The sequence below is a fragment of the Pontibacter sp. FD36 genome (assembly GCF_015686655.1).
GTDB lineage: Bacteria > Bacteroidota > Bacteroidia > Cytophagales > Hymenobacteraceae > Pontibacter.
Genome location: NZ_JADPMP010000001.1, coordinates 462,875 through 476,611 on the forward strand (window position 1 = coordinate 462,875; position 13,737 = coordinate 476,611).

12 protein-coding genes are annotated in these 13,737 nt (G+C 50.3%); 4 read left to right on the top strand and 8 right to left on the bottom strand.

All coding sequences use genetic code 11. The features are described from left to right. Positions 1-21 precede the first annotated feature (21 nt). A complete protein-coding gene (locus I0P70_RS02085; protein WP_196114538.1) occupies positions 22-1,302 on the top strand; it encodes an erythromycin esterase family protein in 1,281 nt (426 codons plus the stop codon). 202 nt (positions 1,303-1,504) lie between these two features. Here the strand turns inward: I0P70_RS02085 and I0P70_RS02090 are convergent, their stop codons facing one another. The 7 genes from I0P70_RS02090 to I0P70_RS02120 all read right to left on the bottom strand — a co-directional run bounded on the left by I0P70_RS02090 (position 1,505) and on the right by I0P70_RS02120 (position 8,754). After that, positions 1,505-2,467 carry a calcium/sodium antiporter gene (locus I0P70_RS02090; RefSeq protein WP_040574074.1) on the bottom strand — a complete coding sequence of 321 codons (963 nt, stop codon included), beginning with the start codon at positions 2,465-2,467 and terminating at the stop codon, positions 1,505-1,507. 84 nt (positions 2,468-2,551) lie between these two features. Beyond that, the gene (locus tag I0P70_RS02095; protein ID WP_007655898.1) at positions 2,552-3,259 is read right to left on the bottom strand and encodes a YebC/PmpR family DNA-binding transcriptional regulator; all 708 of its coding nucleotides are present in this window, start codon (positions 3,257-3,259) and stop codon (positions 2,552-2,554) included. A gap of 118 nt (positions 3,260-3,377) precedes the next feature. Beyond that, positions 3,378-4,028 carry an ATP-binding cassette domain-containing protein gene (locus I0P70_RS02100; RefSeq protein WP_007655897.1) on the bottom strand — a complete coding sequence of 217 codons (651 nt, stop codon included), beginning with the start codon at positions 4,026-4,028 and terminating at the stop codon, positions 3,378-3,380. Next, the gene (gene lpxA / locus I0P70_RS02105) at positions 4,018-4,809 is read right to left on the bottom strand and encodes an acyl-ACP--UDP-N-acetylglucosamine O-acyltransferase (protein WP_076420337.1); all 792 of its coding nucleotides are present in this window, start codon (positions 4,807-4,809) and stop codon (positions 4,018-4,020) included. Before lpxA ends, I0P70_RS02100 begins: the two co-directional genes overlap by 11 nt. Further along, a complete protein-coding gene (locus I0P70_RS02110) occupies positions 4,806-6,200 on the bottom strand; it encodes a bifunctional UDP-3-O-[3-hydroxymyristoyl] N-acetylglucosamine deacetylase/3-hydroxyacyl-ACP dehydratase (RefSeq protein WP_196114539.1) in 1,395 nt (464 codons plus the stop codon). Before I0P70_RS02110 ends, lpxA begins: the two co-directional genes overlap by 4 nt. A 160-nt stretch (positions 6,201-6,360) precedes the next feature. Further along, entirely contained in the window at positions 6,361-7,383 is a 1,023-nt protein-coding gene (gene lpxD, locus I0P70_RS02115) for a UDP-3-O-(3-hydroxymyristoyl)glucosamine N-acyltransferase (RefSeq protein ID WP_196114540.1), read from the bottom strand. A 138-nt stretch (positions 7,384-7,521) separates the two neighbouring features. Next, a complete protein-coding gene (locus tag I0P70_RS02120) occupies positions 7,522-8,754 on the bottom strand; it encodes an HD domain-containing protein (RefSeq protein WP_196114541.1) in 1,233 nt (410 codons plus the stop codon). 168 nt (positions 8,755-8,922) lie between these two features. Between I0P70_RS02120 and I0P70_RS02125 the strand changes: the two genes are divergently transcribed. Genes I0P70_RS02125 through I0P70_RS02135 form a run of 3 tightly spaced genes read left to right on the top strand, consistent with a single transcriptional unit; the run spans position 8,923 to position 12,153 of the window. Further along, a complete protein-coding gene (locus I0P70_RS02125) occupies positions 8,923-10,485 on the top strand; it encodes a PglZ domain-containing protein (RefSeq protein ID WP_196114542.1) in 1,563 nt (520 codons plus the stop codon). Next, complete coding sequence (gene tsaE, locus I0P70_RS02130) at positions 10,478-10,924, top strand: tRNA (adenosine(37)-N6)-threonylcarbamoyltransferase complex ATPase subunit type 1 TsaE (RefSeq protein ID WP_230391935.1); 447 nt, start codon at positions 10,478-10,480, stop codon at positions 10,922-10,924. Before I0P70_RS02125 ends, tsaE begins: the two co-directional genes overlap by 8 nt. A gap of 2 nt (positions 10,925-10,926) precedes the next feature. Next, entirely contained in the window at positions 10,927-12,153 is a 1,227-nt protein-coding gene (locus I0P70_RS02135; protein ID WP_196114543.1) for an alanine dehydrogenase, read from the top strand. Between the two features lie 228 nt (positions 12,154-12,381). Here the strand turns inward: I0P70_RS02135 and I0P70_RS02140 are convergent, their stop codons facing one another. Next, complete coding sequence (locus I0P70_RS02140; protein WP_196114544.1) at positions 12,382-13,698, bottom strand: M20/M25/M40 family metallo-hydrolase; 1,317 nt, start codon at positions 13,696-13,698, stop codon at positions 12,382-12,384. Positions 13,699-13,737 lie beyond the last annotated feature (39 nt).

The window sequence follows — 13,737 nt, forward strand, 5'->3', positions numbered from 1 at the left end:
CGCATAATCCCCCTGACAGGTATGGAAAACAAACACTTCAAATACAGCCCAATCACGAAAGAGAAGGACCTTGACGAGCTTATAGAAGAAATTGGTGACGCCAGGGTAGTGATGCTGGGAGAGGCATCGCACGGCACTTCTGAATACTATACCTGGCGTACGGCTATTTCAAAGCGGCTCATCGAAGACAAGGGCTTTACTTTCATAGCCGTGGAAGGTGATTGGCCGGAGTGCTATACCGTGAACCGCTTTGTGAAGGGCTATCAGAACTCGGGCCGCAAGATAGCCGATGTGCTGGGCGTATACCGACGCTGGCCTACCTGGATGTGGGCGAACTGGGAAGTGGCCGCATTGGTCGAGTGGGTCCGTGACTTCAACCACATCCGCAATGCACAACATAAAATAGGTTTCTATGGGCTGGATGTGTACAGTTTATGGGAGTCCCTGGATCAGGTGCTTAAATATATGGAGCGGCACGATGGTAAAGCCGCAGAGGCTGCACGAGTCGCCGTACAATGCTTCGAACCCTTCCACCGCGATCCGCAAACTTATGCCCAAGCTACAGCCTTTGTGCCGACCGACTGCGAGAATGAAGTGATTCAAATGCTGGAGCAAGTAGCAAAGCGTGTCGTATACCCGGACGATCCGGAGCACGAGTTCAATACTACTCAAAATGCGCTGGTGGCGGTGAATGCCGAAAAGTACTACCGTGCCATGATCCGGGGAGGAGTTGGCTCCTGGAACGTGCGTGACTCACACATGATGGAGACGCTGGACCGTTTGCTGGAATTTCATGGGCCAAATGCCAAAGCCATCGTTTGGGAGCATAACACGCACATCGGCGATGCCCAATACACCGATATGGCGGATGACGGCATGTTTAACATCGGGCAGCTGGCCCGCGAAAGGTATGGCCGTGATCAGGTGAAATTAGTGGGCTTCGGAACATACCAAGGTAACGTGATTGCCAGCCGATCTTGGGGAGCGCCTTTGCAAAAAATGGATGTGCCGGCTGCCAAGGAGGGAAGCTGGGAACACATGCTGCACGAGATGAGCACCGATGATAAGATCATTTTTTCGAAGGATCTAAAAGAAGTGCCGGAACTGCAATGCCGCATCCCGCACCGTGCCATTGGCGTGGTCTATGACCCTAAAGTAGAACATCTCGGTAACTATGTACCTACTCTTATACCTGATCGCTACGATGCTTTCCTTTACTTCGACGAGACGGAGGGTGTGCACCCGCTCCATATGAAAACCCGTGGCGCCAGAGAGCCAGAGCTATACCCTTGGAATTACTAAGAGTTTGAGAAGTAAGAGTTAGAAAGTTTGGGAGTTACAGAGAAAGTGTGAAGAGCTTCCCAATTCGTGTCGTATAAACAGCAAAGGCCCGTCATTAAAGCGGGCCTTTGCTGTTAGCTAAGATAGGTCTGATTTTTCGCCAGGAGTGAGTATAAAGGAGGATAAACTTTATAACTCTTACTTCTCAAACTCTTTAACTCCCTTATCCCCTCTGTATCAAAAACACAATGTAGGCAACGTAGATAGCCAAAAAGAAAATACCGTTCCACCGGTCGATCGTGTTCTTTTTGCCAATAGGGATAACCACCACCAGCAGCGTACTGGCGAAGATCATCACCATGATATCGGAGTTACTTACTACATTAAAGGGGAGGGGATTGATCACGGCGCTTATACCTAATATCCAGAGCAGGTTGAAGATGTTGGAACCGATCACGTTGCCAATCGCGATGTCGATGTTTCTGCGGAATGCGGCCATGGCAGAAGTAACAAGTTCCGGGAGAGAGGTACCTATCGCCACAATAGTTAAGCCAATAAAGGATTCGCTCAGGCCAAATGACTGTGCAATGGATACGGCGCCGTCCACTACCCACTTACCTCCTAAGAATAAACCCACGCCACCAAGCACCATGTACAGCACCGACTTTGGTATACTCATCATCGGCTCATCGTCTTCCTCAATCACCTCATCCTTGTTGGTTTTGGCAATGTTGTAGATGTAAGCCATAAAGAGCACAAAGAAGAAAAGCAGGATGCCGCCATCGACTCTGCTGATGAAGAGGGAAGTCTTGTCTCCGAACAGCACCGCATTGGCCAGAAATCCTACCAGTAAAGTGGCAATGAGGGAAAAAGGGATTTCGGTGAGGATGGTATTGCGCTGAATGGGCAGCGGACAAATGATGGCCGTAACCCCGATGATCAATAGCAGATTGGCCACATTACTACCAAACACGTTGCCTATCGCCAGCTCTGACTGCCCCTGCATACTCGACATGATGTTGATGATCAGCTCCGGAAGAGAGGTGCCGAACGAAACAATCGTCAAGCCGACAACCATGTCCGAAATATTAAAGCGCTTGGCTACAGATGACGCACCTGACACCAGCATGTCAGCCCCTTTAATCAAAAACACGAAACCAAGTGCGAATAGTATGTATAATAGCATAGGCAGGTAGCAGTATCACAAAAAGAAAGGCTGTCTATACAACGACAGACAGCCTTCCACTATACTTTAAAGCGCAGTGAGGGGTTATGCCATGTTGTGGTAAACCGCCTGCACGTCGTCATCCTCTTCAATCTTCTCCACCAGGTTTTCGATCTCCTCGGCTTGCTCGTCTGTCAGTTCCATGCGGGTGTTCGGTACGCGCTGCAGTTCGGCACTGATCACGTTCAAACCTTTCTCTTCCAGTGCTTTTTGCATCGCTCCGAAGTCTGTGAAAGCAGTTTCCACAATGATCTCACCTTCGTGCTCGTAGATGTCTTCTGCACCGGCATCGATCAACTCCAGCTCCAGTTCCTCAATATCAAGGCCCTCAGCGGCAATCTTAAAAATACCTTTGCGCGTGAAGATAAAGTCCAGGGAACCTGTTTTGCCCACAGCACCACCTGCACGCGAGAAGTATACACGCATGTTGGCGATGGTACGGTTGAGGTTATCAGTTGCGGTCTCTACCAGGATGGCGATACCATGCGGACCGTAGCCCTCGTATACTACTTCTTCGTAATCTTTTTCTTCTTTGGATGAGGCACGCTTGATGGCCGCTTCTACGCGGTCTTTCGGCATGTTCACACCTTTGGCGTTATTGATGGCCGTGCGCAGGCGGGAGTTGGTTTCCGGGTTAGGACCAGCTTCCTTCACTGCCATTACGATCTCTTTGCCGAGGCGTGTAAAGGCCTTCGACATCTTGTCCCAACGCTTGAACTTACGGGCTTTTCTAAATTCAAATGCTCTTCCCATGGTATCTGGCTAAGTATTATGTCTTACAAATTTAGGGAGCTTAACTGTAAATTGGTAGAGCTACCCGAAAAACCTTGCACTATTTACCAGCTCGGCGATACCTATACCTTCAGCGCTACTACTGCCTCGCTGGTTTCGGTTGCCTGGCTGGGGCATGATAGTCTGTTATATAAAGGTGCTGGTCGCAGAAACTGTACTCGTGTACAATGTTGGAGCCCACGATGATCAGCCTTCCTTCCTTGTTCGCTGCCACATGCTCCTGGTACCAACTCACTCCTTCCTGGTCGAGGTTAGTGGTAGGCTCATCGAGCACGAGCAGTTTAGTGTCAGAGTAGATGGCCAGCCCCAGTTTCAGGCGCTGCTTCATACCTGATGAGAAGTCCTTCACATACTTGTTGCGTGATTTCTGCAGACCCATACGCTCTACCAGTTCTTCGTGCGAAAGGTTATTGCGCAGCGGCTTAAAGCGGGTATGGAAGGCAATCATTTCGAGGAGCGTCAACTCCTCCACCAGCTCCAGGTAGGGTGCTGTAAGTGAGAGCTCACGATAAGCTTTGTCTGGGGCTACTGCCTTGCCATCCAGCAGGTAGGTGATCTCGCCTTCGGAGTGCAGGTTGTGACCGGCTATAACAGTAAGAAGAGTGGATTTCCCGGACCCGTTATGCCCTAGTATGGCATAAGAGGTGCCTGACTCCAAGGTATAGGTCAGGTTCCGGAAAATCCACTCGTAATTGTAGCGTTTACCTAAGTTGCTTAGGTTAATTTGCATCTTTAGAGAAATAACTCTTAATAATACCGCGACCGGAATTACGAACAAAATTAATGATTTCGTCGCGTTCACGGCTAGGGGCCATCTCCAGTTCAATCTTGTCCAGGGCCTCTGTGGTATTGTTGCCGCTCATGAACAGGATGCGGTAGATTTGCTGTACCTCGTTGATCTGTTCGCTGTTAAAGCCTCTGCGGCGCAGGCCGATAGAGTTGATACCGGCATAGGTTAGCGGCTCACGCGCTGCCTTTACAAAAGGAGGCACGTCTTTGCGAACCAGTGAACCGCCCGAAACCATGGCATGCGCTCCGATCTTTACGAACTGGTGCACAGCGCTCGAACCACCGATGATAGCGTAATCGCCCATCTCCACGTGACCAGCCATCTGTACGGCGTTCACCACAATGCAATTGTTACCCACGATGCAGTCGTGCGCAATGTGCGCGTAGGACATGATCAGGCAGTTGCTGCCAATCACGGTCTTCATCTTATCGATGGTGCCACGGCTCACCGTCACGCACTCTCTGATAACCGTGTTGTCACCGATGATGGCAATGGTGTCTTCGCCGGCGAACTTCAGGTCCTGGGGCACCGAAGAAATAACGGCGCCAGGGTATATTTTGCAATTCTTGCCAATGCGGGCGCCTTCCATGATGGTCACATTGGGACCGATCCAAGTGCCTTCTCCAATCTCTACATTTTTGTAAATAGTGGAAAAAGGCTCTACGACCACATTCTGGGCAATTTTAGCCTCTGGGTGGATGTATGCTAACGGCTGATTCATGCGTCTTTCTTTACTATACTTGCCGACATCTCTGCCTCCATTACCAGTTGGCCGCCCACGAAGGCCTGACCAGACATCTTGGCAATACCCCGCTTTACAGGGGCAAGCAATTCACATTTAAATATTATGGTATCGCCCGGAATTACCTTGCGCTTAAAGCGGCAACGATCTATACCCAGGAAATAAGTCCAGTAGTCTTCCGGATTCTCCACGGTGTTCAGCACCAGGATGCCGCCTGTCTGGGCCATTGCCTCGATCTGGATCACACCTGGCAGCACGGGGTTGCCGGGGAAGTGGCCCTGGAAGAATGGCTCGTTCATGGTCACGTTCTTAACGCCCGTCACCGTGGTTTCGTCTAAGTGGATGATCTTATCAATAAGCAGGAAAGGGTAACGGTGCGGCAAAGTGGCCGAGATTTGGTTGATATCCATCACCGGTGGCTTCTTTGGGTCGTAAGTTGGTACGGTCTTGATAGAAGCTTCCTGTATCAGTTTCTTTACACGGCGCGCAAAAGCAATGTTGGCGGCATGTCCCGGTCTAGCAGCCAGAATCTGTCCTTTTATTGGACGACCGATCAGGGCAAGGTCACCCATCAGGTCCAACAGCTTGTGGCGGGCCATCTCGTTTTTGTAGCGGAGTTCTGTATTGTTCAGAATACCCTCCTCTTCTACAGTTACTTTTTTCTTGCCCAGCAAGTCAGCCAGGTACGACAGTTCACCGTCTTCTACCACGCGATCCACGATCACGATGGCATTGTCCAGATCCCCCCCTTTGATGAGGTTTTGCTTATAAAGCGCCTCCAGTTCATGTAGGAAACAGAAGGTGCGGCAAGGCGCAATCTCTTCTTCAAACTGGCTCATGTCCGTAATAGAGGCGTGCTGGCTGCCCAGTACAGGCGAATTATAGTCCACCATCACGGTCAGGCGGTAATCGTCAAGCGGCAGGGCGGCGATCTCTACACCACGGCTGTCGTCTTTGTAGCTAACCCCTTCAGTTATCTCGAAGTAGTTGCGCAGGGCATTCTGCTCCTGAACACCCACTGAAAGAAGCGCCTTTACGAATTCAATAGAAGAACCGTCCATGATCGGAGGTTCCGGGCCATCAAGTTCTATCAGCACATTGTCAATCTGCAGGCCTACCAGCGCTGCCAGCGTATGCTCCACTGTGTTCACACGGGCGCCATTTTGCTCGATGGTAGTGCCACGTGAAAGGTCCACCACATTGTCCACGTCTACGTTCACAGTCGGCTGACCCTCGAGGTCAATGCGCTGAAATTTGTAGCCATGGTTTGCAGGGGCGGGCTTAAAGGTCATATTCGATACAACGCCCGTATGCAATCCAATGCCCGATACAGTTACCGGAGCCTTGATAGTGTGCTGTTTATAATTCATTTAATGTTTCGTTGTTAACTTATTGCGATACTTTCGCTGCTGTAGCGCACAGAGTATGAGCGGGCTTACAGCGGAGGGAGCATTGCGACTGCAAACTTAAGATTTTATATACTGCCTGCCAATTTTAATTGATAGCACAGGGCAGCAGAGGCATAAAACCTTAATTCTTCTCTTTCAATTCGTCTAATACGCGCTGTAATTCCGGCAATTTGCGGAAAACGGTGATGGCTTTGAGGTTTTGCTTGTAGTCGAAGGCAGGGGAGCCCTGTATGATGGTGCCTGACTCTTTCACAGACTTAGACACGCCTGACTGTGCACCGATGGTGGTTTTGTCAGCTATGCTGATATGGCCTACGATGCCCACCTGACCGGCAATCACACAGTTGTTACCGACTTTGGTAGAGCCAGATATACCTGTCTGTGAGGCAATTACTGTGTTTTTCCCTATTTCTACGTTATGTGCCACCTGCACGAGGTTGTCTATTTTAGTGCCTTTACGGACGATGGTAGAACCCATGGTAGCGCAGTCGATGGTAGTATTGGCGCCGATGTTCACGTCATCCTCTAACACTACATTGCCGATCTGCGGCACATTTTTGTAAGTGCCGTCAGGCTGAGGGGCAAAGCCGAAGCCGTCACTGCCCAGCACCACACCGGCATGCAGGGTGCAATTAGCACCTACCACTGTGTTGGCGTATAGTTTCACTCCTGCGAAAAGGGTGGTATTGTCACCAATGGTTACATTGTCGCCGATGTATACCTGTGGATAAATGCGCACATTCTGGCCAATCTTACAGTTGTTGCCGATATAAGAGAAAGCGCCACGGTAATGGCCTTCGCCTATCTCGCTGCCGCTGCCGATAAAGCAAGGCTCCTCTACACCCACCTTAGAGGCGAGCACGGCCTGCTGGTAATAGGCTAATAGGGTTGAAAAACTGGAGTAAGGGTCGGATACACGAATAAGAGAAGCGGAAACGGGCTTTTTAAGCTCCAGTTTGTCCGACACGATCACCGCGCTTGCTCCGGTTGTATAAAGATATGGTTCATATTTTAGATTAGACAAAAAAGCAAGCGCTCCAGTCTGGGCTTCTTCAATTTTGGCTAATGTGCTGACCTTTACTGTACTGTCTCCTTCAACTTCTCCCTTCAAAAGGTCCGCAATCTGTTGAATAGTGAATTCCATCTTGTAAAATTAGAGCAAAAAATAAAATGTGCTACCCATTGGGGGCGCAAACTTAATAAAAACTTTACGCTGCACCGCCACATTCTGCAGCAGATTATGGACAGGTCAAGCAAATCCCGTGCAAATCCTATAGTCGGTTTATAAGGCGGCTACCTCTTTAGGGTAACACACGAAGTATTTTTCCACTTTATTACTCAATGCCTGTATATTAGGCAAATCCGAAGCATCGGCTACGTTCACCACATAGCCGGTTTTGGTAAGTACATCAATCGATTGGCCTTCAGCCATATAAGCACTGTTGCTGATGCGGCCCGAGATCATCAGGTACTTCACGTCCTCGAGGTGTACCTGAAAGCGCTCCTGCACCAGTTCGCTTATACCCAGCATCATCTCTTCATCAATTGGCTTGGTGGAGATGTATACCTTGAACAGCTTGCGATTCAAAATGCTTTTGGAAAGATAGGAGATAACAGGGTCAGGGTGCATTGCCCATTCTTTAATGCCGCTCCATACGTCATGGTCGTCCAGCGAAACAAAGCGCTCTAAAATAGAATTATCTCTCTGGAAATCCTCCATAGTGAGATTGGAGGAGAGGAAGAACTTGAGGCAAGGGCTGGCCGGTACGTCTATACCTTGCTGAATCAGCTCGCGGGCACGCTGCACGGTACGCAATACCATGTGCTCGGCACTGATCACGGTTTTGTGCAGGTATACCTGCCAGTACATCAGGCGGCGGCTCACCAGAAAGTTCTCGATGCTGTAAATGGCTTTCTCTTCCACCACCAATTTGTCGTTAGCTACGTCCAACATCTTAATCAGACGGTCGGCACCGATCTTTCCTTCGTATACACCTGTATAGAAGCTATCGCGGTTCAGGTAATCGAGGCGGTCTACGTCCAACTGGCTCGAAACCAGTTGGTGGAAGAAGCGACGTTCGTAAGTGTCTGTGAAGATTTTGATGGCAAGGCTTAATCTGCCTCCGAACTCTTCGTTGAGCAGGTGCATGATGTGCAGCGAGAGGTGCTCGTGGTGCACTTCCTGGAAAATAGCCGTTTCCAGCGCATGCGAGAAAGGCCCGTGGCCCACGTCGTGCAGCAGGATGGCGATGAGCGAGGCCTCAAACTCGGCGTCTGATATTTCATTGTTCTTGCCGCGCAGCGTGTTCAGGGCCAGGTTCATGAGGTGCATGGCCCCCAGGGCGTGGTGAAAGCGGGTATGCAGAGCACCCGGATATACCATCTCGGTTAGTCCCAGTTGCTTGATTCGGCGCAGACGCTGAAAGTAGGGGTGATCGATGATGTCGAACAACAATTCAGACGGCACCGTGATAAAGCCGTATACAGGGTCGTTTAATATTTTTTTCTTATTCACAAAAACCGAGGTTTTTAATTGTTAAATTGCTAATCGTTAACTGTTTGCTCTGCTACGAACCAAATTAGCCCGTACAAGTAACCGCAATCTGCAAGGTAATGTTTGCGTTGAGGTAGAGTAATCAATTAACAATGAAGCCATTTAAAACAGCGCGCAACAAATAAAACTATGCAAAGATATACGATTTTATGGGCCGATGACGAAATCGACCTACTCAAGCCACACATTCTTTTCCTCGAAGAGAGAGGCTACGACATTACCCCGGTAAACAGTGGGGCCGACGCCATCGAGAAGGTGCAGGAGCAGGCCTTTGACGTGGTATTTCTCGACGAAAACATGCCTGGCATCAGCGGATTGGAGGCTCTGAATGAGATAAAAACCATCCGTCCGGCTATGCCCGTGATCATGATCACCAAGAGTGAAGAGGAGCACATCATGGAGGAGGCTATTGGTTCCAAGATATCCGATTACCTGATCAAACCGCTCAATCCAAGTCAGATTCTGCTTTCTGTGAAAAAGACGCTGGAGAACAAGCGTCTGGTATCCGAAAAAACCAACATGAGCTACCAGCGCGACTTCCGTCAGTTAGGTATGGCCTTTGGTGAGCGGCTGAGCCCGGGAGAGTGGGCTGACATCTACAAAAAGCTGGTATACTGGGAGCTCGAGATCGATGAGACCGAGAACAAAAGCATGGCTGACGTGATCAACATGCAGAAGGACGAGGCCAACTCCAATTTCGCCAAGTTCATCATGGACAATTACGAGGACTGGATCAACAAGGAATCGGATGATGCGCCGCTGATGTCGCACCAGTTGTTCAGGGAACGGGTAATTCCGATGATGAAGGAGTCGGACAAGCCAGTGTACTTTGTACTGATCGACAACCTGCGCTATGATCAGTGGAAGGTGCTGGAGCCGCTTATTTCTGAATACTTCACTGTGGACACGGAGGAGATGTTCTATTCCATCTTGCCTACCACCACAGCCTACGCCCGTAATGCGATCTTCTCTGGTATGATGCCGACCGAGATCATCAAAAAATACCCGAATCTGTGGGTAAGTGATGACGAAGAAGAAGGCAAAAACCTGCACGAGCAGGACTTCCTGGAAATTCAGCTGCAGCAAAACCGCATCACGGACAAGCACAGTTACCATAAGATCACCAACCCAGCTGCCGGCAAGGACCTGAACGGTAAGTTTAACAACCTGGACAACAACAAACTGAACGTAATCGTGTACAACTTCGTGGATATGCTCTCGCATGCCCGTACGGACAGTAACATGGTACGCGAACTGGCACCGGACGAGTCGGCTTACCGCTCTATCACGCGTTCGTGGTTCATCCACTCGCCACTGTTTGAGATGCTGAAGCTGATCGCCGATCGTAAAGCCCGTCTGGTTATCACAACCGACCACGGCACGATCCGGGTGAAGCGCCCGTTCAAGATCATCGGTGACCGCCAAACGAACACCAACCTGCGGTACAAGCATGGTAAGAACCTCGGTTACACCGACAAAGATGTATTCACGGTGCGCAAGCCGGAGCGATTTTTCTTGCCAAAGGCCAACGTTTCCACTACGTTTGTATTCGCGATCGAAGACTACTTCTTCGCCTACCCAAACAACTATAATTACTACGTGAACTACTACAAAGACACCTTCCAGCATGGGGGCGTGTCGCTGGAGGAGTGCATTATACCGTTTGTGACACTGACGCCTAAGAATGTATAACACAGGAGTTGAGAAGAAAAGACTGAAGATGTCGTCGTTGGCTGACCTGCCGGCGGCGGCTTCTGTGCTTTTGGAGGAGGCCCGTGATGAGCCGATTATTTTGTTTGAAGGCCCGATGGGAGCCGGGAAAACTACATTGATAAAAGAGCTCTGCCGCCAGATGGGCGTGAAAGAGAACGTGAGTAGCCCCACTTTTGCCCTTGTAAACGAGTATGAAACGTCCAAAGGGAACCTAATCTACCATTTTGACTTTTATAGGATTAATGAGGAGCGTGAGGCGCTTGGCATCGGAGCACTGGAGTATTTCGACTCTGGTCGTACCTGCCTGATCGAGTGGCCCTCCATGATCCCAAACCTGTTGCCGGAGCATTACCTGTTGGTAAAGCTGCAGCCCGCCGCTGAAGGCGAGGAGCGCACCATGACTATAAACCGTGTATGAGCATGACGGAGAGATTCGCCGTTGAATTAGGAAAGCTGGCGGCCAGCCAGGCCCTTTACCCAAAGGAGTCCATGTTGGCTGTGGAGGAGCGATACAAAAGCCTGTTTATCGGGCTTCCGAAAGAGTCGTCGTTTCAGGAAAACCGCATTGGCCTCACCCCGGATGCCGTGAAGCAACTCACCGATCAAGGCCATGAAATATGGGTCGAGGCCGGAGCAGGTGGTCCCTCCAAGTACTCTGACAACGACTACTCTGAGGCTGGCGCCCGTATTGTATATTCTACCAAAGAGGTATACGAAGCCGGGATCATCCTTAAAATCGCACCTCCTACCTACGACGAAATTGAGTACCTGCGCCCCGGCCAGACATTGATCTCCGCCCTGCACTTCGGCAACCTGACTTCCGACTATGTCAATGCCCTTCAACGCAAAAAAATAAATGCCATTTCATTTGAGCTGATCCGGGACAAGTCGGAATCGAAGCCGGTGGTACGTGCTATGAGCGAGATTGCCGGCAGTTCGGTGATGCTGATCGCTGCCGAGTACCTGAGCAGCAGCAACGATGGCAAAGGCGTCATATTAGGAGGTATAACTGGTGTGGCACCATCTAAAGTAGTGATCATGGGGGCGGGTACTGTAGCAGAGTTTGCTGCCCGCGCCGCCTTAGGACTTGGGGCTGAGGTGAAGGTATTTGATAACCACATTTACAAATTGCGCCGCCTGAAGCATAACATCGGGCAACAGATTTTTACTTCTACGCTGGACAAAACCATTCTGTACAACGAACTCAAAAATGCCGATGTGGTAATTGGTGCTTTGGTGGCTGAGGAAGGGCGTATGGCTTGTATGGTAGAGGAGGGCGTTGTCGGGCAGATGAACCCGGGCTCCATCATCATCGACGTGTGCATTGACCAGGGAGGCTGTTTCGAAACGTCAGAACTCACTTCGCACAGTCGTCCAATCTACCGCAAATACGACATCATCCACTACTGCGTACCGAATATTGCCTCACGTGTCCCGCGCACGGCTTCTACAGCGCTTAGCAATATCTTTACACCGATCTTCACAGAGATCTCCAAGTTTGGAGGCATTAACGAGGTCCTCTTTATGAACGAGCACTACCGCAGCGGCGTGTACATCTACAAAGGCAGCCTGACGAATTCGCAGATAGCGAAGAAGTTTGGTATGCGTTATAAAGAGCTGGGGCTGATGATTGCTGTGAGGAACTGAAAGGTTATAGCAGAGTAGCTATTGATAAAAGAACGGACCCCGGCTAGGTATAGCGGGGTCCGTTCTCTTTACTGTAATATCTTGATTTGCTAGCGAAGCTACAGCTTAAGTACAAACTGCCCCTCCTTGGCCAAGGAGGGGCAGTTTGACGCATATCTGAGAAAATCCTGTTAATCCGTGGGGGTAGGGGCCCTCTTTAATCCTGAAAATCCTGATTCAGACAATCCACTACTTCACCAACGCCTTATCAACCCGCATTGGCGTATCCTCACCCGTTACAACTCCCTGTGCGGCGAGTGCAATCGCGCGGATCATGCTGGTAAAGTGCGGCATGTCGAGCAGCTCGAACTCGTCTTTTACGGTGTGGTAGGTCTTGTCCTGATCAATCTGAACCGACGAGATGGTATGTGCAGGTACTCCCAAACGAGCCAGAGTAGCGTTATCGGAGCGGTAGAAGAGGTTTTGCTCTGGGTAAGGGTCAGGGTGGATGCTGTAGGTAGTGCCTTCCAGGCGCTTCTGCATCATTTTACCTAAGTCAGACTTCTCGTAACCCGTGAGGTAGGCGCTGTTCGGACCGAACTTAGAGGGCTTGCCCACCATCTCAATGTTAAACATGGCCACGATCTGATCGGGGTTGAGCTGCTCGGAGAAGTAGCGGGAGCCGTGGCCACCTATCTCTTCGGCTGTGAAAGCGGCAAAGATCAGGGTGCGCTCAGGTTGCGGCTGTTGCTTGTAGTAGCGAGCCAACATCATCATGGCGGTAATGCCGGAGGCATCATCGTCAGCGCCGTTGGCGATGCTGTCGCCGTCAATGGTTTTGTGGAAGCCGATGTGGTCGTAGTGGCCGGAGAACACAACAAATTCATCTTTGCGCTTGCCCTCGATCATGCCAACTACATTGGAGAGCGATAACTTTTCAACCTGATTGGCGAACTTCACTTCATACTTCTTTGGCGCAGCCTGATCGGTGAGCACATATACCTTGCTTGGGCCGGTGCCTACCTCTTTCTTTACGCCACCTCTTGAGAAATAGCCTCTGTAAGAGTTGAAGGCTTCGGCATGGCTCGGATGAATCAGCACGATCGCGTCCTGCTCAAGCGAGTTAGCCTTTGCAAAAGCATTCCGGAAATTCTCGCCTTCAGGGATAGTGATAATATTGATCTTGTTTTTGTGTTTCCACTCAAGTTTCTCCTGCGCTGTGTTGACGAACAGGTGCTCCGGAGCTATTTTCTTTTTGCCAAGCGTTACCTCCACTTGGTTAGGAGTGAGGCGGTGCACATAAAAAGTTTGGCGATAAGAGGGGGCTTGGGTTGAGCTGTTGCCGTTGAGTGGCACAAGGCCTGCAGCATGAAATTCTGCTTCGATGAAATCAGCGGCTTTCTCTATACCTGCCGAGAAGGCGGCGCGCCCCTGCATGTCGTCGTGGCTCAGCGTCTGAAGGAGGCGGGTGGCTTCCTGCTGGTTGATCACTGAAAGGTCCTGTGCTGAGAGCGAAGCGCCGAAAAGGAGAGCAAAGGCAGTAGCAAATAGCTTATGGCGTGTCATAGGTATAGCGGTGTATACGATTAGGAAATTGATGTAATA

Coding starts and splice junctions, on each gene's coding strand:
- I0P70_RS02095 (WP_007655898.1), bottom strand. CDS start 3,259: ATGGGAAGAGCATTTGAATTTAGAAAAGCCCGTAAGTTCAAGCGTTGG.
- I0P70_RS02140 (WP_196114544.1), bottom strand. CDS start 13,698: ATGACACGCCATAAGCTATTTGCTACTGCCTTTGCTCTCCTTTTCGGC.
- I0P70_RS02100 (WP_007655897.1), bottom strand. CDS start 4,028: ATGCAAATTAACCTAAGCAACTTAGGTAAACGCTACAATTACGAGTGG.
- I0P70_RS02125 (WP_196114542.1), top strand. CDS start 8,923: ATGCAAAGATATACGATTTTATGGGCCGATGACGAAATCGACCTACTC.
- I0P70_RS02090 (WP_040574074.1), bottom strand. CDS start 2,467: ATGCTATTATACATACTATTCGCACTTGGTTTCGTGTTTTTGATTAAA.
- I0P70_RS02110 (WP_196114539.1), bottom strand. CDS start 6,200: ATGAATTATAAACAGCACACTATCAAGGCTCCGGTAACTGTATCGGGC.
- I0P70_RS02135 (WP_196114543.1), top strand. CDS start 10,927: ATGACGGAGAGATTCGCCGTTGAATTAGGAAAGCTGGCGGCCAGCCAG.
- lpxA (WP_076420337.1), bottom strand. CDS start 4,809: ATGAATCAGCCGTTAGCATACATCCACCCAGAGGCTAAAATTGCCCAG.
- lpxD (WP_196114540.1), bottom strand. CDS start 7,383: ATGGAATTCACTATTCAACAGATTGCGGACCTTTTGAAGGGAGAAGTT.
- I0P70_RS02085 (WP_196114538.1), top strand. CDS start 22: ATGGAAAACAAACACTTCAAATACAGCCCAATCACGAAAGAGAAGGAC.
- tsaE (WP_230391935.1), top strand. CDS start 10,478: ATGTATAACACAGGAGTTGAGAAGAAAAGACTGAAGATGTCGTCGTTG.